The 24,401-nt window shown below is 59.2% G+C and carries 23 protein-coding genes; 15 read left to right on the top strand and 8 right to left on the bottom strand.

The genetic code is table 11. The annotated features are described in order from the left end of the window. Positions 1 to 80 precede the first annotated feature (80 nt). Positions 81 to 1,301 (top strand): MFS transporter, encoded by a 1,221-nt coding sequence (locus AS136_RS09100; RefSeq protein WP_063266754.1) that lies wholly within the window; start codon positions 81 to 83, stop codon positions 1,299 to 1,301. Here AS136_RS09100 and AS136_RS09105 read toward each other — a convergent pair whose 3' ends face one another. Further along, positions 1,302 to 1,859 carry a DcrB family lipoprotein gene (locus AS136_RS09105; protein WP_012540380.1) on the bottom strand — a complete coding sequence of 186 codons (558 nt, stop codon included), beginning with the start codon at positions 1,857 to 1,859 and terminating at the stop codon, positions 1,302 to 1,304. 73 nt (positions 1,860 to 1,932) lie between these two features. Beyond that, complete coding sequence (locus tag AS136_RS09110; protein ID WP_008806961.1) at positions 1,933 to 2,598, bottom strand: 7-cyano-7-deazaguanine/7-aminomethyl-7-deazaguanine transporter; 666 nt, start codon at positions 2,596 to 2,598, stop codon at positions 1,933 to 1,935. Positions 2,599 to 2,804: 206 nt separating this feature from the next. Between AS136_RS09110 and tusA the strand changes: the two genes are divergently transcribed. Continuing rightward, positions 2,805 to 3,050 (top strand): sulfurtransferase TusA, encoded by a 246-nt coding sequence (gene tusA, locus AS136_RS09115; RefSeq protein ID WP_002920858.1) that lies wholly within the window; start codon positions 2,805 to 2,807, stop codon positions 3,048 to 3,050. 364 nt (positions 3,051 to 3,414) lie between these two features. Here tusA and zntA read toward each other — a convergent pair whose 3' ends face one another. Further along, complete coding sequence (gene zntA / locus AS136_RS09120) at positions 3,415 to 5,625, bottom strand: Zn(II)/Cd(II)/Pb(II) translocating P-type ATPase ZntA (RefSeq protein WP_023323357.1); 2,211 nt, start codon at positions 5,623 to 5,625, stop codon at positions 3,415 to 3,417. A gap of 78 nt (positions 5,626 to 5,703) precedes the next feature. After that, positions 5,704 to 6,330, bottom strand: coding sequence for a lysoplasmalogenase (locus AS136_RS09125; RefSeq protein ID WP_004173987.1), 627 nt, complete (start codon positions 6,328 to 6,330; stop codon positions 5,704 to 5,706). A gap of 150 nt (positions 6,331 to 6,480) precedes the next feature. Between AS136_RS09125 and AS136_RS09130 the strand changes: the two genes are divergently transcribed. Further along, complete coding sequence (locus tag AS136_RS09130) at positions 6,481 to 6,831, top strand: DUF2500 domain-containing protein (RefSeq protein ID WP_004173989.1); 351 nt, start codon at positions 6,481 to 6,483, stop codon at positions 6,829 to 6,831. Positions 6,832 to 6,844: 13 nt separating this feature from the next. On the opposite strand, the gene AS136_RS09135 is transcribed toward AS136_RS09130, so the two are convergent. Together AS136_RS09135 and rsmD are read right to left on the bottom strand one after the other, a co-directional pair. Continuing rightward, on the bottom strand, positions 6,845 to 7,120 hold the full coding sequence (locus AS136_RS09135; RefSeq protein ID WP_002920822.1) for a DUF1145 family protein: 276 nt from the start codon (positions 7,118 to 7,120) through the stop codon (positions 6,845 to 6,847). Beyond that, positions 7,110 to 7,706 carry a 16S rRNA (guanine(966)-N(2))-methyltransferase gene (gene rsmD / locus AS136_RS09140; RefSeq protein ID WP_002920820.1) on the bottom strand — a complete coding sequence of 199 codons (597 nt, stop codon included), beginning with the start codon at positions 7,704 to 7,706 and terminating at the stop codon, positions 7,110 to 7,112. Before rsmD ends, AS136_RS09135 begins: the two co-directional genes overlap by 11 nt. 183 nt (positions 7,707 to 7,889) lie before the next feature. On the opposite strand from rsmD, the gene ftsY reads away from it, so the two are divergent. The 4 genes from ftsY to rpoH all read left to right on the top strand — a co-directional run bounded on the left by ftsY (position 7,890) and on the right by rpoH (position 12,256). Continuing rightward, entirely contained in the window at positions 7,890 to 9,413 is a 1,524-nt protein-coding gene (gene ftsY / locus AS136_RS09145) for a signal recognition particle-docking protein FtsY (RefSeq protein WP_023323356.1), read from the top strand. A gap of 2 nt (positions 9,414 to 9,415) precedes the next feature. Continuing rightward, positions 9,416 to 10,084 carry a cell division ATP-binding protein FtsE gene (ftsE, locus tag AS136_RS09150; RefSeq protein ID WP_008806964.1) on the top strand — a complete coding sequence of 223 codons (669 nt, stop codon included), beginning with the start codon at positions 9,416 to 9,418 and terminating at the stop codon, positions 10,082 to 10,084. Next, positions 10,077 to 11,132, top strand: a complete 1,056-nt coding sequence (ftsX, locus tag AS136_RS09155; protein ID WP_008806965.1) for a permease-like cell division protein FtsX — start codon at positions 10,077 to 10,079, stop codon at positions 11,130 to 11,132. The genes ftsE and ftsX overlap by 8 nt, the downstream gene beginning before the upstream one ends. A gap of 269 nt (positions 11,133 to 11,401) precedes the next feature. Next, the gene (gene rpoH / locus AS136_RS09160; RefSeq protein WP_002920815.1) at positions 11,402 to 12,256 is read left to right on the top strand and encodes an RNA polymerase sigma factor RpoH; all 855 of its coding nucleotides are present in this window, start codon (positions 11,402 to 11,404) and stop codon (positions 12,254 to 12,256) included. Between the two features lie 52 nt (positions 12,257 to 12,308). Here the strand turns inward: rpoH and pdxR are convergent, their stop codons facing one another. Then, positions 12,309 to 13,832, bottom strand: a complete 1,524-nt coding sequence (gene pdxR / locus AS136_RS09165; protein ID WP_023323355.1) for a MocR-like pyridoxine biosynthesis transcription factor PdxR — start codon at positions 13,830 to 13,832, stop codon at positions 12,309 to 12,311. A 118-nt stretch (positions 13,833 to 13,950) separates the two neighbouring features. On the opposite strand from pdxR, the gene AS136_RS09170 reads away from it, so the two are divergent. The 3 genes from AS136_RS09170 (at position 13,951) to livJ (ending at position 17,969) form a co-directional block, all read left to right on the top strand. Beyond that, positions 13,951 to 15,216, top strand: a complete 1,266-nt coding sequence (locus tag AS136_RS09170; protein WP_012540384.1) for a 4-aminobutyrate--2-oxoglutarate transaminase — start codon at positions 13,951 to 13,953, stop codon at positions 15,214 to 15,216. Between the two features lie 147 nt (positions 15,217 to 15,363). Next, entirely contained in the window at positions 15,364 to 16,608 is a 1,245-nt protein-coding gene (locus AS136_RS09175; RefSeq protein WP_008806968.1) for an aromatic amino acid transport family protein, read from the top strand. Between the two features lie 257 nt (positions 16,609 to 16,865). Continuing rightward, positions 16,866 to 17,969 carry a branched chain amino acid ABC transporter substrate-binding protein LivJ gene (livJ, locus tag AS136_RS09180; RefSeq protein WP_002920812.1) on the top strand — a complete coding sequence of 368 codons (1,104 nt, stop codon included), beginning with the start codon at positions 16,866 to 16,868 and terminating at the stop codon, positions 17,967 to 17,969. Positions 17,970 to 18,619: 650 nt separating this feature from the next. Here the strand turns inward: livJ and panM are convergent. Next, positions 18,620 to 19,003: an aspartate 1-decarboxylase autocleavage activator PanM gene (panM, locus tag AS136_RS09185; RefSeq protein WP_012540387.1), complete on the bottom strand. Its 384-nt coding sequence runs from the start codon at positions 19,001 to 19,003 to the stop codon at positions 18,620 to 18,622. A gap of 423 nt (positions 19,004 to 19,426) precedes the next feature. Between panM and livK the strand changes: the two genes are divergently transcribed. From livK to livF, 5 genes are all read left to right on the top strand, one after another. Beyond that, on the top strand, positions 19,427 to 20,536 hold the full coding sequence (gene livK, locus AS136_RS09190; protein ID WP_023323354.1) for a high-affinity branched-chain amino acid ABC transporter substrate-binding protein LivK: 1,110 nt from the start codon (positions 19,427 to 19,429) through the stop codon (positions 20,534 to 20,536). A gap of 61 nt (positions 20,537 to 20,597) precedes the next feature. Continuing rightward, a complete protein-coding gene (gene livH, locus AS136_RS09195; RefSeq protein ID WP_012540389.1) occupies positions 20,598 to 21,524 on the top strand; it encodes a high-affinity branched-chain amino acid ABC transporter permease LivH in 927 nt (308 codons plus the stop codon). After that, positions 21,521 to 22,798, top strand: coding sequence for a branched chain amino acid ABC transporter permease LivM (gene livM / locus AS136_RS09200; RefSeq protein ID WP_008806971.1), 1,278 nt, complete (start codon positions 21,521 to 21,523; stop codon positions 22,796 to 22,798). The genes livH and livM overlap by 4 nt, the downstream gene beginning before the upstream one ends. Continuing rightward, positions 22,795 to 23,562, top strand: coding sequence for a high-affinity branched-chain amino acid ABC transporter ATP-binding protein LivG (gene livG / locus AS136_RS09205; RefSeq protein WP_008806972.1), 768 nt, complete (start codon positions 22,795 to 22,797; stop codon positions 23,560 to 23,562). The genes livM and livG overlap by 4 nt, the downstream gene beginning before the upstream one ends. Position 23,563: 1 nt before the next feature. After that, on the top strand, positions 23,564 to 24,277 hold the full coding sequence (gene livF / locus AS136_RS09210) for a high-affinity branched-chain amino acid ABC transporter ATP-binding protein LivF (RefSeq protein WP_004145133.1): 714 nt from the start codon (positions 23,564 to 23,566) through the stop codon (positions 24,275 to 24,277). The last annotated feature ends 124 nt before the right edge of the window (positions 24,278 to 24,401 follow it).

Genomic DNA, 24,401 nt, shown 5'->3' on the forward strand with positions numbered 1-24,401 from the left:
AATATTCCGAAAGGAGGGCTGCTTTTCCGCCGACAGCGTGGTAATAGTGAAAGCTGATTGTCGAAATCTGGTGGAACCTGATGCCCGAACCCGTCGCCGAGCCGGCGCTCAATGGACTGCGCCTCAATCTGCGGATTGTCTCTGTCGTTATCTTTAACTTTGCCAGCTATCTCACCATCGGCCTGCCGCTGGCGGTGCTGCCCGGCTATGTGCATGATGTCATGGGCTTTAGCGCTTTCTGGGACGGGCTGGTGATTAGTCTGCAATATTTCGCCACGCTGCTCAGCCGCCCGCATGCCGGGCGCTATGCCGACCTGCTGGGGCCTAAAAAGATTGTCGTCTTCGGTCTCTGCGGCTGTTTTTTGAGCGGTTTGAGCTATCTGTTGGCGGCCTGGAGCAGCGGCTGGCCTCTGGTTAGCCTGCTGCTGTTATGCCTCGGACGGGTGATCCTTGGTATCGGCCAGAGCTTCGCCGGCACAGGCTCGACGCTGTGGGGCGTCGGCGTGGTCGGTTCGCTGCATATCGGGCGGGTGATCTCGTGGAACGGGATTGTGACCTACGGGGCGATGGCGATGGGCGCGCCGCTCGGCGTGCTGTGCTATTCACACATTGGCCTCAGCGGCCTGGCGGTAGTCATTATGGCGGTGGCGCTGGTGGCGATCCTCTGTGCGCTGCCCCGCGCGGCGGTGAAGGCTACCAAAGGTAAAGCGATGTCGTTTCGCGCGGTGCTTGGCCGGGTCTGGCCCTACGGTATGGCGCTGGCGCTGGCCTCCGCCGGCTTCGGGGTGATCGCCACCTTTATCACGCTGTTTTATGACGCCAAAGGCTGGGACGGCGCGGCTTTCGCTCTGACGTTATTCAGCTGCGCGTTCGTTGGCACGCGGCTGCTGTTTCCTAACGGCATTAATCGCCTCGGTGGACTGAACGTGGCGATGCTCTGCTTTAGCGTGGAGATTATCGGACTACTGCTGGTCGGCTTTGCCGATACGCCGTTGCTGGCGAAAATCGGCACCTTCCTTACCGGGGCGGGGTTCTCGCTGGTCTTCCCGGCGCTGGGGGTGGTGGCGGTCAAAGCGGTGCCGCAGCACAATCAGGGGTCGGCGCTGGCGACCTATACCGTGTTTATGGATTTGTCGTTGGGGGTCACCGGGCCGCTGGCCGGATTGTTGATGGCGTGGACCGGGATCTCGATGATTTATCTCGCCGCGGCTGGGCTGGTGATGGCGGCGCTGCTGTTGGGCTGGCGGCTAAAAAAACGGCCCCCGGTTAGCGAACCGGAGGCCATCGCACCAGGCCAGTAATTACTGGATGGTGAGGGTGTTGATGATGCTTTCTGCTTCGGTCTGCGCCTGCTGCTGGTTGTCCGCCGGCAGGGTCACCTGCAGGGTCAGCAGTTTGTCATCCACTTTGCCGAGGATCACTGAAGACCAGGCGGTCTGCCCCTTGGCAGAGATGATGCTGTCCAGCTGCTGCAGGGTATGGCCTTTCATCTCCAGCGATTTGTTGCTCACCACCTGCAGCTGCGGGTCGCGGCTACGCTGCTGATCTTCCAGTCGTTTCGCCAGTACCGCCAGATCTTCATTGGTGCTGTCGCCGACGATGACGATGACCGCTTTCTGGCCGGTAGCGTCAGAGTAGACGTGCATGTTGTTCGCCTGGGTACCCAGTTTGCCGCTCTGGTCGGCCATGCCCGCAGGCAGGGTGAAGCTCAGTTTGCCATCCAGCAGGCTGATTGCCTGGCCGCTGGCATTGCTCTCCGCTGCTGCGCCAACGGTTGGCGCTTTTGAATCGCTGTTATCGCAGGCGGCAAGCCCCATTACCAGCAGGCCAATACCGACATATTTAACCAAATTGCGCATTGACATCTTCCTTTCGATAAACGGCCACTAATGGCTCATCCGGCTATCTTAACACATCGGCCCGCGAGTACCTTTAACTCGGCTGTAATGCCGACAAATCAGATTTATCCGCCAGTCTTTTCAACAGCATATTTAACAGCACGCCGTACATCGGCAGGAAGAAAATAATGCTGATAAGCACTTTAAAGCTGTAGTCGACGAGGGCGATTTCCCCCCAGTGGGCGGCCATAAACGGGTCCGGGCTGCGCCAGAAAGCGATAAAGAAAAACGCGACGGTATCGCTGATGTTGCCGAACAGCGTCGAAGCGGTGGGGGCCAGCCACCAGTGGCGACTCTGCCGCAGGCGGTTGAAGACGTGGACGTCGAGGATCTGCCCCAGCGCATAGGCCATAAAGCTGGCGATGGCGATGCGCGCGACGAAGAGATTAAAGGTGCCCAGCGCGGCAAAGCCCTGCCACTCGCCCATATAGAACAGCGCGGAGATGCCGTAAGAGATAACCAGCGCCGGGACCATCACCGCGAAAATGATGCGTCGCGCCAGCGGTGCGCCAAAAATGCGTACCGTCAGATCGGTGGCGAGAAAGATAAACGGAAAACTAAACGCGCCCCAGGTGGTATGGAAACCAAAAATGGAGATCGGCAGCTGAACCAGATAGTTGCTGGAGGTGATGACCAGCAGATGAAATAGCGAAAGCCAGACGAGCGCTTTTTTGCGCTGTACGGTAGTAAACGGATTCATATTGTGACCTTTTTATGCCCGTCATGCTTCAGGTGAATGAGCAATCGGCAGCGGAACGTTGGGGTGAGGGAACCCAATAAAAAACGGCTGCATGATACTGCGTTGTCGGCGTAATGCAATGGTTGTTTTTCGCGCAAACGTTAACCTGGCTTGCGTACTGGCGAACTGGGGGTAAACTAGGGCCGTTTTGTTAACGTGAGACTAAAATGAGCGAACTTTTCTCCACTCCTGACCATACCCTGGATGCCCTGGGGCTCCGTTGCCCGGAGCCGGTCATGATGGTGCGTAAAACCGTGCGGACGATGCCGGTCGGCGAGACGCTGCTGATTATTGCTGACGATCCGGCCACCACCCGCGATATCCCGGGATTCTGCCGCTTTATGGAGCATGAGCTGGTGGCCCAGGAAACCGAAGCCCTGCCGTACCGCTATCTGATCCGCAAAAGCCACTGAGCTTTTCCCGGATGGCGGCGCGTAGCGCCTTATCCGGGCTACCCGACGGTCTGGAACCGTAGCCCTGCTAAGCGCAGCGCGAGCAGGGAATACTCCGGATGGCGGCGCGTAGCGCCTTATCCGGGCTACCCGACGGTCCGGAATCGTAGCCCTGCTAAGCGCAGCGCGAGCAGGGAATATCCCGGATGGCGGCGCGTAGCGCCTTATCCGGGCTACCCGACGGTCTGGAACCGTAGCCATGCTAAGCGTAGCGCGAGCAGGGAATACCCCGGATGGCGGCGCGTAGCGCCTTATCCGGGCTACCCGACGGTCTGGAACCGTAGCCCTGCTAAGCGCAGCGCGAGCAGGGAAGCCGGTATCTATGCTACAACTTCTTACGCAATAACCGCAGCGCGTTAGCCGTTACCAGCACAGTGGCGCCGGTATCCGCCAGCACCGCCAGCCACAGGCCGGTCAGGCCGAGCAGGGTGGTGACGAGGAAAATCCCCTTCAGCCCTAAGGCAATCGCGATGTTCTGGCGAATATTGGCATGGGTGGCGCGCGCCAGGGAAATCATCTGCGCCAGGCCGGTCAGACGGTTATGGGTCAGCGCGGCGTCGGCCGTCTCCAGCGCCACATCGGTGCCGCTGCCCATGGCGATGCCGATGGTGGCCGCTTTCATCGCCGGGGCGTCGTTGATGCCGTCCCCGACCATCGCCAGCGGCGCATCGGCATTCAGCGCCATGACGGCTTTCACTTTGTCCGCTGGCAGCAGACCGGCGCGGAATTCCAGCCCCAGTTCGCTGGCGATGGCTGCCGCGGCGCGCGGGTTATCGCCGGTAAGGATCACCCCCTGAACCCCCAACTGATGCAGAGCATCCACCGCCTGACGCGCGTCGTCGCGCAGGGTGTCGCGCAGCGCCAGAATACCGAGCAGCGTCTCGCCGCGCATCACCAGCACTACCGTTTGCCCGGCGCTCTCCAGCTGCTGGATCTGCGCCTCATGCTCTGCCGGGGCGGCTTTGCTGGCGGCGCAGATCAAGATGCGGCTGCCGTTCACCTCGGCTTCGATACCAGAGCCCGCCAGAGCCAGCTGGCCGCTGGCAAGCGGAATACTCAGCTGACGCCGCTGTGCTTCACGGACGATGGCCTGCGCCAGCGGGTGGCTGGAGCCTTGCTCCACTGCCGCCGCCAGCGCCAGCAGCGCGTTGTCGTCAACCTCAGCCGTGGCGATCACCAAAGTCACCTGCGGCTGGCCGACGGTCAGAGTGCCGGTTTTATCGAACGCCACCTGCCGCACCTGGCCCAGCTGTTCCAGCGCCGCGCCGCCTTTGATTAGCGCCCCGCGGCGGGCGGCGACCGCCAGGCCGGAGGTGATGGCCGCCGGCGTGGAGATGACCAGCGCGCACGGACAGCCGATCAGCAGCAGCGTCAGCCCTTTATAAATCCACGGCAGCCAGGCACTGGCGAAGAACAGCGGTGGGACAATGGCGACCAACAAAGCTACGACCATAATGGCCGGGGTGTAGATCCGACTGAAGCGATCGATAAAACGCTCGATTGGCGCCCGACGTTCCTCTGCCTCTTCAATCAGCTTCAGGATGCGGTCGATGGCGCTGTCGCCCGGTTCGGATATCACGGTAAGCTGCACCAGGCGATCGACGCTGGTGGCGCCCGTCGCGACTCGTTCCCCGGCCTGACGCTCCACCGGCACCGACTCGCCGGTCAGGGCGCTTTCATCAAAGCTGGCAAACGGCGACAGCAGCTGGCCATCCGCCGGCAGACGCCCGCCGGCGGCCACTTCAATCACATCTCCGGGACGCAGGTCGCGCTGGGCGACGGTTTCCCGCACACCGTTGCGCAGACGGATGGCGGTGTCGGGCTTCAGCGCCATCAGCGCGCTCACCCCCTGCCGTGCGCGGCTGGCGGCCCAGCCTTCGAGACGCTCGCCGATCAGGAACAGCAGCAGGACCATCGCCGCTTCCGCAGTGGCGCCGATAAACAGCGCCCCGATGGCGGCGACGCTCATCAGCGTTTCAATGGCAAACCAGCTCCCGCTTTTGATCAGGCGCAGCGCCTGGCGAGCAACCGGCCACAGGCCAACCAGGGTGGTGGCAATAAAGGCCAACTGACCGGCGGGGTGGTTGGCCTGCTCCAGCCCCCAGCTCAGGGCCATCATGATAACCAGCGTCAGTAACGGCAGATTGTCGCGCAGCAGCGACCCTCGGGTTTTCTCTGCTGCGGGAGCATCGGCATCGCGCAGCGTATAGCCCGCCTGGCGGACCGCGTTCTCAACCTGAGCGCGGATATCGCCCTCGGCGTTAACCAGCAGCTTTTCTGTGGCGAACAGCACCTGGACCTGACTGACGCCGGGTACCTGGCGAACCGCGGTTTCCACCTTGCGGGCGCAGGCGGCGCAGTCCATGCCATCAACCTGCCAGCTATAGCGGGCGTCGTCGAGCGCTTCGGCGGCAGGGGCGGATTCTGTGGCGCAGGCGTGATCTGTACAGCAGCTCTCCGCCGGCGCGGTCGCTGGCCGCATGGTGAATGACGAGAATTGTGGGACTTTTTTATCCTGCGCGTCTGGAGTCGACATGGCACCCTCCGGGAAATGATAATTTTCTCATTAGCCGTAGGATACACTCTGGAGTCGACTCCAGAGTCAAGGACTAAATTACAGGTATAGCGCGCGCACGATCAGGAAGTGGCCGGCAAAGTAGAACGCGGCGGCAATGGCGTTATCGGCGCGGAAGCGGCGACGATAGTGGCTCACCAGCCACACGGCATTGCTCAGCAGCAGCAGGGCCGCGCCAGCGAAACCGGACAGCGCGGTGTTGGTGGGGCGGGCAAACCACAGCTCACCGGCCAGCCAGACCATCACCAGCGTCATTCCAATAAAGGTCAGCACCGGCATTTTCATCTCTTCCAGCCGACTCCAGATCACCGCCATCAGCAGGGCGCCGAATACCAGCAGCACCAGCGGCAGCGGCCAGAAGAACGACAGCGTCAGCTGGCTGGCGAACCAGATGGTATACAGCAGATGTGACAGGAAGAAAGCGCCCACCGCGTACATCACCCGCTGGCGCGGCAGCAGGGTCAGGGCGTCGCCGAGCAGCGAGGCGCACAGGCCGGCCAGCACCAGATAGCTGATGGCATTGAACATCGGCGCCTGCCAGGCCAGTAACAGCAACAGAATCAGGGTGACAGGTTTAAATACCCAACGTCGCCAGGCCGGCCCACGATAGGATGCATCGACATAAAGCCATGCGGAGAAACAGACAGCAATAAATGACCAAAGCATAGTAAGTCCCTGTATCTGTTATCATAAAGAAAGTTACGGATGCGTGATGCTACAACTCAGTGTAGTGGTTTGGCGTAGCAGATGACAATGTTATTCCCGACGCAGTATGCTGATTCCTGATATTTTTTATGGGTAACCTTGATGAGTAAAATGCCCCTCTTTTTTGTTCTGGTCGTCGCGGTGATTGTGGTGGCGGCTTCGTTTCGCTATGTCCAGCAGCGGCGTGAGAAACAGGCGAATGACGCCGCGCCGTTGCTACAAAAGCGGGTTATCGTCAGCAATAAACGGGAAAAAGTGATTAACGATCGGCGCTCGCGGCAGCAGACGGTGACGCCCGCAGGCAGTGAGATGCGCTATGAAGCGAGCTTTCGCCCCGAAAACGGTGGGCTGGAGGTGGTGTTTCGCCTCGACGCGCCGCAATATCATGCGCTAAGCGTGGGCGATCGCGGGATGTTGAGTTATAAGGGCACAGCGTTCGTGGCGTTTACGCCCGATCCCTGAGCCCTTTTCAGGACTACTTTTTCAGCGTCGCCTTCAGTTTTTTCTGCCAGGCGACGAGCTCAAACACGCCGAAGATAAAAATGCGGATTTGCTCAAAGCGGCTCAGCGGCGGCGCCTCTTTCGGCTGCGTCGCCTTGAGCAGCGTCAACTGCAGCCCGTGCATCAGGATCATGAAAATCAGCGCGACGTTGACGAAGATATTCAGCGGCTTCGGGAAGGGCTGAAACAGGTTCAATAACAGAAAGGCCCAGACGCACAGCATCAGCAGGCGGCCTAAATTAATCAGCATGGTGCTCTCCTTGGGCCTCACGTTGGTAAAGACGGTAGGCGACCTGTCCGGCCACTTTTTCACGATACAGCTGCCAGTTAGCTGGCACCGGCGGTAAACCGTTTTCGACTTCGCTTTCGACATACACCAGGGCCTCATCGGCCAGCCAGCCTTGTGTCTCCAGCAGACGTAGCGTCTCCTCCAGCAGCCCCTGACGGAACGGCGGGTCGACGAACACGATCTGGTGCGGTGTCCCCGGCTGGCTCAGGAAGCTGAGGGTGTTGGTGGTGATCACCTTGCCGCGATCCGCTTTTAGGGTGGCGAGATTTTTTTGCAACTGCTGGGCTACGCCGCGCTCCATCTCCAGTAGCGTGGTGCTGGCCGCATAGCGGGACAGCGCCTCCAGCCCCAGCGCGCCGCTGCCGGCAAAGCAGTCGAGGCAGTGCGCGTCAACGATGGACGGCGCCAGCCAGTTAAAAAGGGTTTCGCGAACCCGGTCGGTGGTCGGCCGCAGGCCCGGGCTCTCCGGCACCGGTAATTTACGGCCGCGCCATTGCCCACCAATAATGCGGATCTGGCCGCTGCCCGCGTGGTTTGGTTTTTTCATCTCTCTGCTCAAGTCTCAACTTCCGGCCTGCTATTCTAGCGATCGACGGCGGTTGACGAAACCTTAATCCGGGGGCGGTGCTGCGAGTTAAGTTAAGTGATAGACTATCCGACTAATTTCATCATTTTTTCAGCTTCTGATGAAGCTGCGCCATGAATAAAACAGCGAGGAGTGTGGTCGCAAATGGCAAAAGAGAAAAAACGTGGCTTCTTTTCCTGGCTGGGCTTTGGACAGAAAGAACAGGCACAGGAAACCGAGACTGAACAAAAAGTAGAAGAACAACAAGCGGTTGCCGATGAGACGCCGGTAGCGGAAACCCCTGCTGAGCCGAGCGCGCCGAAAGCAGACCCGGAGGCGTTTGCCGAAGATGTCGTCGAAGTGACCGAGACGGTGGTCGAAAGCGAAAAAGCGCACCTCGCGGAGCCTGCCAGCGTGCAGGAAGAAGAGGGGGTGGAAACGCCTGCTCTGGTCGAAGACGCGCCTGTTGTTGAACCGGAGCCCGCGGTCAGCGAACCGCCTGAACAGCCTGCGGTGGTTGAGCCTCTGGCGGAAGAGGTGATCGCCGAACCGGTGGTGGCGGAAGCCGTAGCAGAGCAGCCTGTGGCAGACGTTATCGCCGAGCCGCAGGAGACGGATGTCCCTGGAGAGGACGCCCCGTTAAGCGATGAAGAGCTGGAAGCACTGGCGCTGGCGGCCGAGGCGGCAGAAGAGGCGGCGGTCGTGGTGCCGGAGCCCGAGGACGAGGCGCCGGTGGAAGCGCTGGCCCAGGAGCAGGAAAAACCGACGAAAGAAGGCTTTTTCGCCCGCCTCAAGCGTAGCCTGCTGAAAACAAAAGAAAATCTCGGTTCCGGATTTATCAGCCTGTTCCGCGGCAAGAAGATCGACGATGATCTGTTTGAAGAGCTGGAAGAGCAACTGCTGATCGCCGACGTCGGGGTGGAAACCACTCGCAAGATCATTACCAACCTGACGGAAGGCGCCAGCCGTAAGCAACTGCGCGATGCGGAAGCGCTGTACGGCCTGCTGAAAGAAGAGATGGGCGAGATTCTCGCCAAAGTGGATGAGCCGCTGAACGTTGAAGGCAAAACGCCATTTGTTATTTTGATGGTCGGCGTAAACGGGGTGGGGAAAACCACCACCATCGGCAAGCTGGCGCGTCAGTTTGAGCAGCAGGGTAAATCGGTGATGCTGGCGGCGGGGGATACCTTCCGCGCGGCGGCGGTGGAACAGCTGCAGGTCTGGGGTCAGCGTAACAATATCCCGGTGATCGCCCAGCATACTGGCGCGGACTCCGCCTCGGTGATTTTCGACGCCATTCAGGCGGCGAAGGCGCGCCATGTTGACGTACTGATTGCCGACACCGCCGGGCGTCTGCAGAATAAATCGCACCTGATGGAAGAGCTGAAGAAGATTGTCCGGGTGATGAAAAAACTGGACGTCGACGCGCCGCATGAGGTGATGTTAACTATTGACGCCAGCACCGGGCAGAATGCCATTAGCCAGGCCAAACTGTTCCATGAGGCGGTAGGATTGACCGGGATCACCCTGACCAAGCTGGACGGCACCGCCAAAGGCGGCGTGATCTTCTCGGTGGCCGATCAGTTCGGCATTCCGATTCGCTATATTGGCGTCGGCGAGCGTATTGAGGATCTGCGTCCGTTTAATGCGGGCGACTTTATTGAGGCACTTTTTGCCCGAGAGGATTAAGAATGATTCGCTTTGAACAAGTCAGCAAAGCCTATCTCGGTGGGAGACAAGCGCTGCAGGGGGTGACCTTCCACCTGCAGCCGGGCGAGATGGCGTTTCTGACCGGCCATTCCGGCGCAGGGAAGAGTACCCTGCTGAAGCTTATCTGTGGTATCGAACGGCCCAGCGCCGGGAAAATTTTCTTCAGCGGTCATGAAATCAGCCGCCTGAAGAGCCGTGAGGTGCCGTTCCTGCGCCGCCAGATCGGCATGATTTTCCAGGACCACCATTTGCTGATGGATCGTACCGTGTATGACAACGTGGCGATCCCGCTGATTATCGCCGGCGCCAGCGGCGATGACATTCGTCGCCGCGTCTCGGCGGCGCTGGACAAGGTCGGCCTGCTGGACAAAGCGAAGAACTTTCCGATTCAGCTCTCCGGCGGTGAGCAGCAGCGCGTCGGTATAGCCCGCGCGGTGGTCAACAAGCCGGCGGTGCTGCTGGCGGATGAACCGACCGGTAACCTCGACGAGGCGCTCTCGGAGGGGATTTTACGTCTGTTTGAAGAGTTTAACCGCGTTGGGGTGACGGTACTGATGGCGACGCACGATCTGGGGCTTATCTCCAGTCGTCCGTACCGCGTGCTGTCGCTCAGCGACGGCCATCTGCATGGAGGCATTCGGGGTGAATAAGCGCGACGCAATGAACCAGATTCGCCAGTTCGGCAGTAAGTTCGATCGCCTGCGCAACGCGGCGGGTGGCAGCGGCGGCGGGCGCAATGCGCCAAAACGGCCGAAAGCGGCGCCTAACCCGGCCTCGCGTAAGAGTAACGTGTTCAACGAACAGGTGCGCTATGCCTGGCACGGCGCGTTGCAGGATCTAAAAAGCACGCCGCTGGCGACTTTCCTGACGGTGATGGTCATCGCCATTTCGTTGACCCTGCCAAGCGTCTGCTACATGGTCTACAAAAACGTCAGCAGCGCGGCGTCACAGTACTATCCATCGCCGCAGATCACCGTTTATCTGGAAAAAACGCTGGATGACGACGCCGCGGCGCGGGTGGTGGGCCAGCTGCAGGCGGAGCAGGGCGTTGACAAGGTAAACTATTTGTCCCGTGACGAGGCGCTGGGTGAATTCCGTAACTGGTCAGGCTTTGGCGGCGCACTGGATATGCTGGAAGAGAACCCGCTGCCGGCGGTCGCCATCGTGGTGCCGAAGCTGGATTTCCAGAGCACGGAAGCGCTCAATACCCTGCGCGAGCGGGTATCGCGGATCCAGGGGGTGGATGAGGTGCGGATGGACGACAGCTGGTTTGCCCGTCTCTCCTCGCTTACCGGGCTGGTAGGCCGCGTGTCGGCGATGATCGGCGTGCTGATGGTGGCGGCGGTGTTCCTGGTGATCGGCAACAGCGTGCGCCTGAGCATCTTTGCCCGCCGCGATACCATTAACGTGCAGAAGCTGATCGGCGCCACCGACGGCTTTATCCTGCGTCCGTTCCTCTACGGCGGGGCGATGCTGGGCTTCTCCGGCGCGTTTTTATCGCTGATCCTGTCGGAGATTCTGGTGATGCGCCTCTCGTCGGCGGTGACCGAAGTGGCGAAAGTGTTCGGCACCCAGTTTGAGCTGAGCGGCCTGGGCTTCGACGAGTGCCTGTTGATGCTGATTGTCTGCTCGATGATCGGGTGGGTCGCCGCCTGGCTGGCGACAGTGCAACATTTACGTCACTTTACTCCCGATTAAAAAAAGCGTGATATAATCTTTCCCTGCTGCAATGAGTTCCTGTTCGCAGGGAAAGATACCGCAAGCTTGTTCTCCTTTTCCTGCCCTCACTTGTTCATCGTGGTGTCACATTTTGTGCGTAATTTATTCACACCGTTGCATGGAACTTGTGGATAAAATCACTGTCTGATACTAATGTGAGTGATATTCTCGTTGCTCATGAATGCTGGCATGCTTGTTGCCTGATGGGGACAAGAACGCGTCAGAAGATATCAATTGAGAGGATTTGAATGACCAAAGAAATGCAAACTTTAGCTTTAGCCCCCGTTGGTAACCTGGAATCGTACATCCGGGCCGCTAACACTTGGCCGATGCTGTCGGCTGATGAAGAGCGGGAGCTTGCTGAAAAGCTGCATTACCAGGGCGATCTGGAAGCAGCGAAAAAGCTGATTCTGTCTCACCTGCGCTTTGTTGTTCACATTGCTCGTAACTACTCGGGCTATGGCCTGCCGCAGGCGGATCTGATCCAGGAAGGCAATATCGGCCTGATGAAAGCCGTGCGTCGCTTCAACCCGGAAGTGGGTGTGCGCCTGGTCTCCTTCGCCGTGCACTGGATTAAAGCTGAAATTCACGAATACGTGCTGCGTAACTGGCGTATTGTGAAGGTCGCTACCACCAAAGCACAGCGTAAGCTGTTCTTTAACCTGCGTAAAACCAAACAGCGTCTGGGTTGGTTCAACCAGGATGAAGTGGAAATGGTGGCCCGTGAGCTGGGCGTGTCGAGCAAAGACGTCCGCGAGATGGAATCCCGTATGGCGGCCCAGGACATGACCTTCGACATGTCTTCCGACGATGAGTCCGACAGCCAGCCGATGGCGCCGGTCCTTTATCTGCAGGACAAAACGTCTAACTTTGCCGACGGCATCGAAGACGACAACTGGGAAGAGCAGGCGGCGAATAAGCTGACTGACGCGATGCAGGGCCTGGACGAGCGTAGCCAGGACATCATCCGCGCCCGCTGGCTGGACGAAGACAACAAGTCCACGCTGCAGGAACTGGCCGACCGCTACGGCGTCTCCGCAGAGCGTGTGCGTCAGCTGGAAAAGAACGCCATGAAAAAACTGCGTGCCGCTATCGAAGCCTGATACGCCACGCCTGCCTGATACCTGATATCAGGCTCCCCGATAACGCCCCGCCTCAGGTTGGGGCGTTTTGTTTTTCTGCGTCCTCCCGGGGCAGGAGCATCTGCGGGCAGTGCGTCTGCAGGCAGCCGAGTAAGACGCTGAACGCCGGCGCCATCTGCTCTTCGGGCTGGCTGGCGAATCCCATCAGTAATCCTTTCTTCCGCGCCGCCGTCAGGTAGTAGCGCGACAGCGGCCGCACCAGAATGTGGCGCGCATTAGCCTCTTTGGCAATCGCCACATCGTCAGCCTCTGCGGGCAAATTGAGGATCAAATGCAGCCCGGCATTATCGCTGAAGTCAGACAGGGCGTACGGCATACAGTGCCGCTGGATAAGCTCAGTTAAAAAGGCGCGGCGACGGCTGTAGAGCAACCGCATACGGCGGATATGGGCCGAATAGTGGCCGGCGGTAATAAACTCCGCCAGCGCCATCTGGATCAGCGAATGGCCGCCGCGGTAAAGCTCGGCATGGGCGTGCTTCAGATCGCTGACCAGCGGACGGGGGATCACCACGTAGCCCAGGCGCAGGCCGGGATAGAGCGTTTTGCTGAAGGTGCCGATATAGACCACCGGGGCATCGGGGACCAGACCCTGCAGGGCGGGGATCGGCTGGCCGGAAAAGCGAAACTCACTGTCATAATCATCTTCGACGATCCAGCTCCCCTGCTGACGGGCGAGCGCCAGCAGTCGCTGGCGGCGCTCAAGGCTCATCACCGCGCCCAGCGGGTACTGGTGGGAAGGCGTAACGAAGATGAGCCTCGGCGCGTCGTCAACCGTTTCCGGCGGGCACAGGCCGTTGGCATCGACGGTCAGGGGTTCCACCCGAACGTCGTTCATCGCCAGCACGTGGCGGATCCCCCAATAGGAAGGCTCCTCCACCCACGCCAGATCGCCGTTATCACACAGCATGCGGGTGACGAGATCGATCGCCTGGTGGATCCCCTCGGTGATAAGAATTTGATCTGCCTGACAGTGGACGCCGCGCGACACGCGCAGATAATCCACCAGCGCCTGCTGCAGTTCCGGGGTGCCACCGTTGCAGCTATAGCTGAGCCGCTCCGGTTTGGGCCGACGGCTGATACGGGCCTGGATCTTACTGAACAGCGGATGGGGAAAGGCGTTAACGTCCGGCACGCCGGGTATAAACGCCCCCCACTGGCGCGGGCTGGCGCTGACCTGGCCGAGCAGATGTTGGCCTCGGCGTGAAAGATGCACCGTTGGTGCCGCGATACTGCTGTTTTCTTGCTGACCTTTAGCCGTCAATGAGCTCTCAGGGGCGGTTTGGGCAACGAATGTTCCACTTCCCCGGCGGGAAACCACATATCCTTCCGCCAGTAATTGTTCATAAGTTGTTAATATGGTGTTTCTTGATACGCCGAGTTCACCCGCCAGATCGCGCGACGGCGGCAGGCGGCTTTGCGGCGCCAGCGAACCATCGAGGATCGCGCGGCGCAGCGCGTTATATAAGCGTTTGTGCAGAAGAGGATCCCGCTCTTCCTGCAGACGGACCAGCACCAGGTCACCTACCAGCGAACGCAATTGGATCCCTCAGATATTCTAAATTGGTACTCGATTATAGGGCCAACTACTGTGTAAATAAACGACATCGTTTCTAATTTGTTGCGATAACGTGACATACACGACAGGAGATTCGCAGGTGAAAAGCTCAGAACTGAATCAACGTCGCCAGCAGGCGACGCCGCGCGGCGTAGGCGTAATGTGTAACTACTTTGTCGAGAAGGCGGAAAACGCCACGCTGTGGGATATCGAAGGCAATGAGGTGATCGATTTCGCCGCCGGGATCGCCGTGTTAAATACCGGTCACCGTCATCCGAAAGTGGTCGCCGCGGTCGCCGATCAGCTGCAGGCGTTCACCCACACCGCCTATCAGATTGTGCCGTACGAAAGTTATGTTTCGCTGGCGGAGCGTATCAACGATCTGGCGCCAATTGACGGGCCGGCAAAAACGGCTTTCTTCACCACCGGCGCGGAAGCGGTTGAGAACGCAGTGAAAATTGCCCGCGCTTACACCGGCCGCCCGGGGCTGATTACTTTCGGCGGCGGCTTCCACGGCCGTACCTTTATGACCATGGCCCTCACCGGTAAGGTCGCGCCCTACAAAATCGGCTTCGGGCCGTTCCCGGGATCGGTGTATCACGGCGTTTATCCCAATGAGGCGCACGGCGTGACCACCGCGGATGCGCTGAAAAGCCTGGAGCGCATTTTCAAAGCGGATATTGCGCCGGACCAGGTAGCGGCCATCATCCTCGAGCCGATCCAGGGGGAAGGCGGCTTTAACGTCGCGCCGGCCGATTTTATGCAGGCGCTGCGCGATCTGTGCGATACCCACGGTATTCTGCTGATCGCTGATGAAGTGCAGACCGGTTTCGCCCGCACCGGCAAGCTGTTCGCTATGCAGCACTATGAGGTGAAACCGGATCTGATGACGATGGCGAAAAGCCTCGCCGGCGGTTTCCCGCTGTCGGGCGTTGTCGGTCGCGCCGAGGTGATGGATGCGCCAGCCCCAGGCGGGCTGGGCGGAACCTATGCCGGTAACCCGCTGGCGGTGGCCGCGGCGCACGCGGTGCTGGATGTCATTGCCGAAGAACAGCTGTGCCAGCGCGCTGAGCAGTTGGGTAGCCATCTGCAGGAGGTGCTCAACCAGGCGCGCGCCACCTGCCCGGCGATCGTGGATGTCCGTGGCCGGGGGTCGATGGTGGCGGTGGAGTTTAACGATCCGCAAACAGGCGAGCCGTCGCCGGAGTTCACCCGCCTTGTGCAACAGAAAGCGCAGGAAAACGGCCTGCTGCTGCTGAGCTGTGGCGTCTACGGCAACGTGATCCGCTTCCTGTATCCGTTGACTATCCCCGACGCCCAGTTCTCGAAAGCGCTGGATATTCTGGCGCGCATCCTGAAGAGCTAACGTCTCCCCGGCGGGCTGCGGCGGCAGGGAAGCCGAACAGAAACAGGACGCCGCAGCCAGCTGTTCATGCTCAGCGTGAGTGGTTTATCACCCTGATATCACCTTTTTTCCGGCGGTAAAAACCGCCGGAGTAAAACGGAAAGTATTATGTCTGAAAACTCCACCTTTTCTCCCGTCCTCACCGGCCGGGAACGTACGGCTGTCCCTACAAAATCTCTGAGCTTCATCGAAGGGGTATCGATGATTGTCGGTACCAATATCGGTGCGGGTGTCCTCTCTATCGCCTATGCGTCGAGCAAAGCGGGCTTCTTACCGCTGCTGTTCTGGCTGGTGCTGGTGGGCAGCCTGACGACGGTGACTATGCTCTATGTCGCGGAATCCACGCTCCGCACCCGTAAACATCTGCAGCTCAGCGGTTTATCGAAGCGCTACGTCGGCGGCTTTGGCGCGCTGATGATGTTCCTCTCCGTTTGCGTCAACAGCGTCGGCGCATTGACGGCTTATATGACCGGCAGCGGCAAGCTGCTGCACTCGTTGTTTGGCATCTCGCCGGCGCTGGGCAGCGTGCTGTTTTTCGTCCCGGCGGCAGGGGTGCTCTACCTGGGCCTGAAGGCGATTGGCCGCGGCGAGAAATTTATCAGCATCGGTATGGTGGTGATGATCTCGGTGCTGGTGATTGCCACGCTGTTGAAAGAGACCACCCGCGTGGGCTATCTGCTCGACGGCAACTGGCTGTATATGGTTCCGGTCTTCAATGTCGTGGCATTCTGCTTCTCGGCACAGTATATCGTGCCGGAGATGGCGCGGGGCTTCGCCGACAAACCGGAAAAATTGCCCAGGGCCATTATGGTCGGTATGGCTTTGACCTTTGCCCTGCTGGCGCTGGTGCCGCTATCGGTTATCTCGCTTAATGGCCTGGACAATATCTCGGATGTGGCCACCATCTCCTGGGGCCGGGCGCTTGGCGAATGGGCGTTCTTCTCGGCCAACCTGTTTGCGCTGTGCGCCATGCTGACCTCTTACTGGGGGCTGGGCGGCAGCTTTCTGACCAATATCTTCGATCAGTTCCGCCTGGGGAATGACGAACAGCCCGCCCGGCGCCTGATGGTGCTGTTGGTGGTGGCGATCCCGCCGTTCGTGCTGGCCTATAGCGGCATGGTTTCTTTCGTCAACGCGCTCTATTTTGCCGGAGTGTTCAGCGGCGTCATTTTATCAATTATGCCGATCCTGATGCTGAAGGGCGCCCGCCAGCGTGGCGACCTGACCCCAGGCTGGACCTGTCCGGCCTGGATGACCCATCCGCTTATCCAATGCTTCATTGTGTTGTTGTATCTTTGCAGCGCCGTCTACGCGATAGCGTCCGCGGTAGGCTACCTGCCCGCTGGCTGGTAATCAGGGCCTGTTTTGCACCGCGTCCGGTTCATGCTGGCGCGGTTTTTTTATTTGTCACTTATCTGTTACATAGCCCGCAATTTAGTCGTTTCAAATTCCTCAGAATGACGGTATGTTTAGCATAGTGTGCTGCAAAAGCGCGAGCAGCCCCCGGTGGATTAGCTATCATATGCTTTTCCTATCGATATAAACAAAATAATGCGCTAACAAACAACATCACAACAAATGCAAAAACCATAATAATGGGGAGCCTCAGGATGAATATGAAGGGTAAAGCGTTACTGGCAGGATGTATTGCCTTAGTTATGAGCAGCGCGGCGCTGGCGGAAGACATCAAAATCGCGGTCGTCGGGGCGATGTCCGGCCCGGTGGCTCAGTACGGCGACCAGGAGTTTACCGGTGCCGAGCAGGCGGTAGCGGATATCAACGCTAAGGGCGGCATCAAGGGCAATAAGCTGCAGATCGTCAAATATGATGACGCTTGCGACCCGAAACAGGCGGTAGCGGTCGCCAACAAAGTGGTCAACGACGGCATCAAGTACGTTATTGGCCATCTGTGCTCCTCTTCCACTCAGCCGGCGTCTGACATCTATGAAGACGAAGGCATTCTGATGATCACGCCGGCAGCGACTGCTCCGGAGCTGACCGCGCGCGGCTATAAGCTGATCCTGCGCACCACCGGCCTGGACTCCGATCAGGGACCCACCGCAGCGAAATACATTCTCGACAAAGTGAAGCCGCAGCGTATCGCTGTGGTACATGATAAACAGCAGTACGGTGAAGGTTTGGCCCGTGCGGTGCAGGATGGCCTGAAAAAAGGCGGGGCGAACGTGGTCTTCTTCGACGGCATCACCGCCGGTGAGAAAGATTTCTCCACCCTGGTGGCGCGCCTGAAGAAAGAGAATATCGATTTCGTTTACTACGGTGGCTACCACCCGGAAATGGGCCAGATCCTGCGTCAGGCCCGTGCTGCCGGTCTGAAAACCCAGTTTATGGGCCCGGAAGGCGTAGCGAACGTCTCCCTGTCTAACATCGCCGGCGAGTCGGCGGAAGGCCTGCTGGTGACCAAGCCGAAGAACTACGACCAGGTGCCGGCGAACAAACCGATCGTGGATGCGATCAAGGCGAAGAAACAGGATCCGAGCGGCGCCTTCGTGTGGACCACCTACGCGGCGCTGCAGTCGCTGCAGGCGGGCCTGAATCAGTCTGACGATCCGGCGGAAATCGCTAAATACCTGAAAGGCGCGACGGTAGACACCGTGATGGGCCCGCTGTCGTGGGATCAGAAAGGCGACCTGAAAGGCTTCGAGTTCGGGGTCTTTACCTGGCATGCTAACGGTACGGCGACCGACGCCAAATAATTTAACCGGCGCCTTTCACGCTGCAAATGCGTTGTCTGCGGCCCTCAACCCCGGTCACTTACTGATGTAAGCTCCCGGGGATTTCGGGTCTTGACGCCTTTTTGCAACGCGAAATGCTGGGTTAAATGGGTGGGGGCGCCTTTCCCGCTGCCGATGCGTTGTCTGCGGCCCTCAACCCCGGTCACTTACTGATGTAAGCTCCCGGGGATTTCGGGTCTTGACGCCTTTTTGCAACGCGAAATGCTGGGTTAAATGGGTGGGGGCGCCTTTCCCGCTGCCGATGCGTTGTCTGCGGCCCTCAACCCCGGTCACTTACTGATGTAAGCTCCCGGGGATTTCGGGTCTTGACGCCTTTTTGCAACGCGAAATGCTGGGTTAAATGGGTGGGGGCGCCTTTCCCGCTGCCGATGCGTTGTCTGCGGCCCTCAACCCCGGTCACTTACTGATGTAAGCTCCCGGGGATTTCGGGTCTTGACGCCTTTTTGCAACGCGAAATGCTGGGTTAAATGGGGGGGGCCTTTCACGCCGCAGATGCGTTGTCTGACCCCGGTTGCGCTGCGCTTACCGGGGCTACAATTTCCAGGTAGCCCGGCTAAGCGAAGCGCCGCCGGGTTCTTCCTTGGTCATGCTCCGCATATTGGGGCTACGGCTTAATGCTTTTCCCAACCGGTCTGCTGGGCGCTAAAGCCGAGCGCCTGCATAAATGCGGCCATCACGCCGCGGTCCTCCACCCCTTGGTCGGCGACGCGCCAGCTATTGATGGCCGGGTTATCACGCAACGTCTCTTCCACTAAGTATTGCCCGACGCCGCGGCGGCGGGTCACTTCACGCACGCACAGATCGCTGAGCTCGGCTTCGACGCCGCGCAGGGTGACGCGCACGGCGCCCAGCAGGCGTTCGTTAAAGCGGGCGGCGTAGAGACGATGATTCTCGTCCAGGGTTAGGGTCGACAGATCCTGCGACGGCCAGATTTTCCCCAGGTCGATGCGATCCTGATCGCTGAAGTGCTGTAAACGGATAATGGTCAGTTTCATGGGCGGCAAATCCAGTGCAAAACAGAGGCGCCAGTGTACCCAAAATTGCTGTCTGGCGGAGCGCTGTTTTTTGCGCATACATCAGGGGATTCGTTTTCCGGATGTAGTCAGGGTAGCGCAATCCGTCATGGATCGAAAAATAAGCAGAATTTTAACCTAATGTGCAGCGTTTTATTCCGCCTTATGTATCGTTATTTTATGCTGCAGGATGGACTTTTTTTTGTTTATCTTCACCAAAATACAGAATATTATCTTTGCTTAATCGACTGAAAAATAGAGATTTTAATCTGTTTTTTAGTGAAAAGCTGCGCTAAACCATTAAACTCAATGGTAAAAATGGCGTTGTTTAATAAAAGCACAGAATGCTTTTTAACCATAAAAATACAAAACATTTACACCACATCACGAACGGGGTTCTGCAGCATGAAAAGGAACGCGAAAACCATCGTCGCGGGCATTGTCGCATTAGCGATGTCGCACGCGGCGATGGCCAAGGATATTAAGGTCGCCGTGGTCGGCGCGATGTCGGGTCCGGTGGCCCAGTGGGGCGACATGGAGTTCAATGGCGCGCGTCAGGCGATTAAAGACATCAACGCCAGCGGCGGTATTAAGGGTGACAAGCTGGTGGCCGTCGAATATGACGACGCCTGCGATCCGAAGCAAGCGGTCGCGGTGGCCAACAAAATCGTCAACGACGGCATTCAGTACGTTATCGGCCACCTGTGCTCCTCTTCCACCCAGCCGGCTTCCGACATCTATGAGGATGAAGGCATCCTGATGATCTCCCCCGGGGCAACCAACCCGGAGCTGACCCGACGCGGATACCAGTACATCATGCGTACCGCCGGCCTCGACTCCTCGCAGGGGCCGACCGCGGCGAAATATATCGTCGAGAAAGTGAAACCGCAGCGTATCGCCATCATTCATGACAAGCAGCAGTACGGCGAAGGGCTGGCGCGTTCGGTGCAGGACAACCTGAAGAAAGCCGGGGCCAATATCGTCTTCTTCGACGGCATCACCGCGGGGGAAAAAGATTTCTCCGCCCTGCTGGCGCGCCTGAAGAAAGAGAACATTGACTTCGTCTACTACGGCGGCTACTACCCGGAAATGGGCCAGATGCTGCGCCAGGCGCGCTCCGTCGGGCTGAAAACCGTGTTTATGGGGCCGGAAGGGGTCGGCAACGCCTCGCTGTCCAATATCGCGGGCGCCGCGGCGGAAGGTATGCTGGTGACAATGCCAAAACGCTACGATCAGGACCCTGCCAATAGCGCCATTGTCAACGCGCTGAAAGCGGAGAAGAAAGATCCGAGCGGGCCGTACGTCTGGATCACCTATGCCGCCGTTCAGTCGCTGGCGCAGGCGATGGACAGAACCGGCAGCCAGCAGCCGCTGGATTTAATCAAAGATTTGAAAGCGCACGGGGCGAAAACCGTGATTGGGCCGCTGACCTGGGATGAAAAAGGCGATCTGAAGGGATTTGAGTTTGGTGTCTTCCAGTGGCACGCCGACGGCTCTTCGAGCGCGGCGAAATAAGCGCTGAAGACGAGTTATCCCTCCGCCCGCGATCCGCGGGCGGTTTGAAAAAGGTTACCTTATGTCCGAGCAGTTTCTCTATTTTCTGCAGCAGATGTTTAACGGCGTCACGCTGGGCAGTACCTATGCGCTGATCGCCATCGGCTATACCATGGTGTATGGCATTATCGGCATGATCAACTTCGCCCACGGCGAGGTCTATATGATTGGCAGCTATGTCTCCTTCATGATCATCGCCGCGCTGATGATGATGGGCATCGACACCAGCTGGCTGCTGGTCGCCGCCGGATTCGTGGGCGCCATTGTGATTGCCAGCGCCTACGGCTGGAGTATCGAGCGCGTTGCCTATCGGCCGGTGCGTAACTCTAAGCGTCTGATTGCGCTGATCTCCGCTATCGGGATGTCTATCTTCCTGCAGAACTACGTCAGCCTGACCCAGGGGTCGCGCGACGTGGCGCTGCCAAGCCTGTTTAACGGCCAGTGGATCGTCGGCCACAGCGACAGCTTCTCCGCGACGATCACCACCATGCAACTGGTGATCTGGGTGGTGACCTTTATCGCCATGCTGGCCCTGACGCTGTTTATTCGCTACTCGCGGATGGGGCGCGCCTGCCGCGCCTGTGCCGAAGACCTGAAAATGGCCAGCTTGCTCGGGATTAACACCGACCGCGTCATCGCCCTGACTTTTGTCATCGGCGCAGCGATGGCGGCGGTGGCGGGCGTGCTGCTCGGCCAGTTCTACGGCGTGATTAACCCCTATATCGGCTTTATGGCCGGGATGAAGGCCTTCACCGCCGCCGTGCTCGGCGGTATCGGCAGTATTCCTGGCGCAATGATCGGCGGCCTGATCCTGGGTATTGCCGAGGCGCTCTCTTCTGCCTATCTCAGCACCGAATATAAGGACGTCGTTTCCTTCGCGCTGCTGATTCTGGTGCTGTTAGTGATGCCGACCGGCATTCTGGGCCGCCCGGAGGTGGAAAAAGTATGAAACCGATGCAAATTGCAATGGCGCTGCTGTCTGCCGTGATGTTCTTCATTCTGGCGGGCGTCTTTATGGGCGTGCAGCTGGAGCTGGACGGCACCAAGCTGGTGGTCGATACCGCCGCCGATATTCGCTGGCAGTGGATCTTTATCGGCACCGCGGTGGTCTTTTTCTTCCAGCTGCTGCGGCCGCTGTTCCAGAAAGCGGTTAAGAACGTCTCCGGGCCGAAGTTTATTATGCCGGCGATTGACGGCTCAACGGTGAAGCAGAAGCTGTTCCTGATAGCCCTGCTGGTGATCGCCGTGGCCTGGCCGTTTATGGTGTCGCGCGGTACGGTGGATATCGCCACCCTGACGATGATCTATATCATCCTCGGCCTCGGGCTGAACGTGGTGGTCGGCCTTTCCGGCCTGCTGGTGCTTGGCTACGGCGGGTTCTACGCCATCGGCGCGTATACCTTCGCGCTGCTGAACCACTATTACGGTCTCGGCTTCTGGACCTGTCTGCCGCTGGCTGGCCTGGTCTCCGCGGCGGCCGGCTTCCTGCTGGGCTTCCCGGTGCTGCGTCTGCGCGGCGACTATCTGGCGATTGTGACCTTAGGCTTCGGTGAAATTGTGCGTATTCTGCTGCTCAACAATACCGAGATCACCGGCGGGCCGAACGGCATCAGCCAGATCCCGAAACCGACTTTCTTCGGCCTTGAATTTAGCCGTACCGCCCGCGAAGGCGGCTGGGATACCTTCAGCAATTTCTTCGGCGTCAAATACGATCCCTCCGATCGGGTGATTTTCCTCTACCTGGTGGCGCTGCTGCTGGTCGTGCTCAGCCTGTTCGTCATCAACCGCCTGCTGCGAATGCCGCTGGGGCGGGCGTGGGAAGCGCTGCGTGAAGATGAGATCGCCTGTCGTTCGCTGGGCCTGAGCCCGACGCGCATCAAGCTGACCGCCTTTACCATCAGCGCCGCGTTTGCTGGCTTCGCCGGGACGCTGTTCGCTGCGCGCCAGGGCTTCGTCAGCCCGGAATCCTTCACCTTCGCCGAGTCGGCCTTCGTGCTGGCGATCGTGGTGCTGGGCGGGATGGGCTCGCAGTTCGCGGTGATCCTCGCGGCTATTCTGCTGGTGGTCTCGCGCGAGCTGATGCGTGACTTCAACGAATACAGCATGTTAATGCTCGGCGGCCTGATGGTGCTGATGATGATCTGGCGCCCGCAGGGGCTGCTGCCAATGACGCGCGTGCAGTTGAAGCTGAAAAACGGTCAGGCGAAAGGAGAGCAGGCATGAGTCAGCCATTATTATCCGTCAGCGGCCTGATGATGCGTTTCGGCGGCCTGTTGGCCGTCAACAATGTTTCGCTGGAGCTCAGAGAGCGCGAGATTGTCTCGCTGATCGGCCCCAACGGCGCCGGGAAGACCACCGTCTTTAACTGCCTGACCGGTTTCTACAAGCCCACTGGCGGCACCATTATGCTGCGCGACCAGCACCTGGAAGGGCTGCCGGGTCAGCAGATTGCGCGGATGGGCGTGGTGCGGACCTTCCAGCACGTGCGTCTGTTCCGCGAAATGACGGTGATTGAAAACCTGCTGGTGGCGCAGCATCAGCAGCTGAAAACCGGGCTCTTCTCCGGCCTGCTGAAAACGCCGGCCTTCCGTCGCGCGCAGAGCGAAGCGCTGGACCGGGCCGCCACCTGGCTGGAGCGTATCGGCCTGCTGGAGCACGCCAACCGTCAGGCCAGCAACCTGGCCTACGGCGACCAGCGCCGGCTGGAGATTGCCCGCTGCATGGTGACCCAGCCGGAAATTCTGATGCTCGATGAACCGGCGGCGGGGCTGAACCCGAAAGAGACCAAAGAGCTGGACGAGCTTATCGCCGAGCTGCGTAACCATCACAACACCACCATCCTGCTTATCGAACACGATATGAAGCTGGTGATGGGCATTTCCGATCGCATCTACGTCGTGAACCAGGGGACGCCGCTGGCCAACGGGACGCCGGAAGAGATTCGTAATAACCCGGACGTGATCCGCGCATACCTTGGTGAGGCATAAGATGGAAAACGCGATGTTAACTTTTGACAATGTCAGCGCCCACTACGGCAAGATTCAGGCGCTGCACAACGTCAGCCTGCATATCAAACAGGGTGAAATCGTTACGCTGATCGGCGCCAACGGCGCGGGGAAAACCACCCTGCTTGGCACGCTGTGCGGCGATCCGCGCGCCTCCAGCGGGCGCATTGTCTTTGACGGTAAGGATATTACCGACTGGCAGACGGCGAAAATCATGCGTGAAGCGGTGGCGATCGTCCCGGAAGGGCGGCGCGTCTTTTCGCGTATGACGGTGGAAGAGAACCTGGCGATGGGCGGTTTCTTTGCCGACCGCGATCAGTTCCAGACCCGCATCAAATGGGTGTATGAGCTGTTCCCGCGTCTGCATGAACGCCGTATTCAGCGCGCCGGCACTATGTCCGGCGGCGAGCAGCAGATGCTGGCGATCGGTCGTGCTCTGATGAGCCAGCCGCGCCTGCTGCTGCTTGATGAGCCCTCATTAGGGCTGGCGCCGATTATCATTCAGCAGATTTTCGACACCATCGAGCAGCTGCGCGAGCAGGGGATGACTATCTTCCTCGTCGAGCAGAACGCCAACCAGGCGCTGAAGCTGGCCGATCGCGGCTACGTACTGGAAAACGGTCACGTGGTGCTGGAGGATACCGGCGACGCGCTGCTGGCCAACGAGGCGGTGCGCAGCGCCTATCTCGGCGGTTAATTCATCGCAACCCGGCGTCATTCGCTTCGCCGGTTTGTAGCCCGGGCGAGGCGCTTGCGCCGACCCCGGGAGCCGATCGCACAAATACCTTTAAAAGAGCCTGATGGCTCTTTTTTTGTACATG

Source organism: Klebsiella sp. D5A (assembly GCF_001620885.1).
In the GTDB taxonomy this organism is placed as follows: Bacteria; Pseudomonadota; Gammaproteobacteria; order Enterobacterales; family Enterobacteriaceae; genus Klebsiella; species Klebsiella variicola.

Bases quoted from the DNA above. Each gene is read 5' to 3' on its own strand.
- AS136_RS09100 (WP_063266754.1), top strand. From the start codon at position 81: ATGCCCGAACCCGTCGCCGAGCCGGCGCTCAATGGACTGCGCCTCAAT.
- livJ (WP_002920812.1), top strand. From the start codon at position 16,866: ATGAATATGAAGGGTAAAGCGTTACTGGCAGGATGTATTGCCTTAGTT.
- livK (WP_023323354.1), top strand. From the start codon at position 19,427: ATGAAAAGGAACGCGAAAACCATCGTCGCGGGCATTGTCGCATTAGCG.
- AS136_RS09135 (WP_002920822.1), bottom strand. From the start codon at position 7,120: ATGCTGATTAATTTAGGCCGCCTGCTGATGCTGTGCGTCTGGGCCTTT.
- livH (WP_012540389.1), top strand. From the start codon at position 20,598: ATGTCCGAGCAGTTTCTCTATTTTCTGCAGCAGATGTTTAACGGCGTC.
- ftsE (WP_008806964.1), top strand. From the start codon at position 9,416: ATGATTCGCTTTGAACAAGTCAGCAAAGCCTATCTCGGTGGGAGACAA.
- AS136_RS09110 (WP_008806961.1), bottom strand. From the start codon at position 2,598: ATGAATCCGTTTACTACCGTACAGCGCAAAAAAGCGCTCGTCTGGCTT.
- livF (WP_004145133.1), top strand. From the start codon at position 23,564: ATGGAAAACGCGATGTTAACTTTTGACAATGTCAGCGCCCACTACGGC.
- rpoH (WP_002920815.1), top strand. From the start codon at position 11,402: ATGACCAAAGAAATGCAAACTTTAGCTTTAGCCCCCGTTGGTAACCTG.
- livM (WP_008806971.1), top strand. From the start codon at position 21,521: ATGAAACCGATGCAAATTGCAATGGCGCTGCTGTCTGCCGTGATGTTC.
- AS136_RS09130 (WP_004173989.1), top strand. From the start codon at position 6,481: ATGCCCCTCTTTTTTGTTCTGGTCGTCGCGGTGATTGTGGTGGCGGCT.
- livG (WP_008806972.1), top strand. From the start codon at position 22,795: ATGAGTCAGCCATTATTATCCGTCAGCGGCCTGATGATGCGTTTCGGC.
- AS136_RS09125 (WP_004173987.1), bottom strand. From the start codon at position 6,330: ATGCTTTGGTCATTTATTGCTGTCTGTTTCTCCGCATGGCTTTATGTC.
- rsmD (WP_002920820.1), bottom strand. From the start codon at position 7,706: ATGAAAAAACCAAACCACGCGGGCAGCGGCCAGATCCGCATTATTGGT.
- tusA (WP_002920858.1), top strand. From the start codon at position 2,805: ATGAGCGAACTTTTCTCCACTCCTGACCATACCCTGGATGCCCTGGGG.
- panM (WP_012540387.1), bottom strand. From the start codon at position 19,003: ATGAAACTGACCATTATCCGTTTACAGCACTTCAGCGATCAGGATCGC.
- AS136_RS09175 (WP_008806968.1), top strand. From the start codon at position 15,364: ATGTCTGAAAACTCCACCTTTTCTCCCGTCCTCACCGGCCGGGAACGT.
- zntA (WP_023323357.1), bottom strand. From the start codon at position 5,625: ATGTCGACTCCAGACGCGCAGGATAAAAAAGTCCCACAATTCTCGTCA.
- AS136_RS09105 (WP_012540380.1), bottom strand. From the start codon at position 1,859: ATGCGCAATTTGGTTAAATATGTCGGTATTGGCCTGCTGGTAATGGGG.
- ftsY (WP_023323356.1), top strand. From the start codon at position 7,890: ATGGCAAAAGAGAAAAAACGTGGCTTCTTTTCCTGGCTGGGCTTTGGA.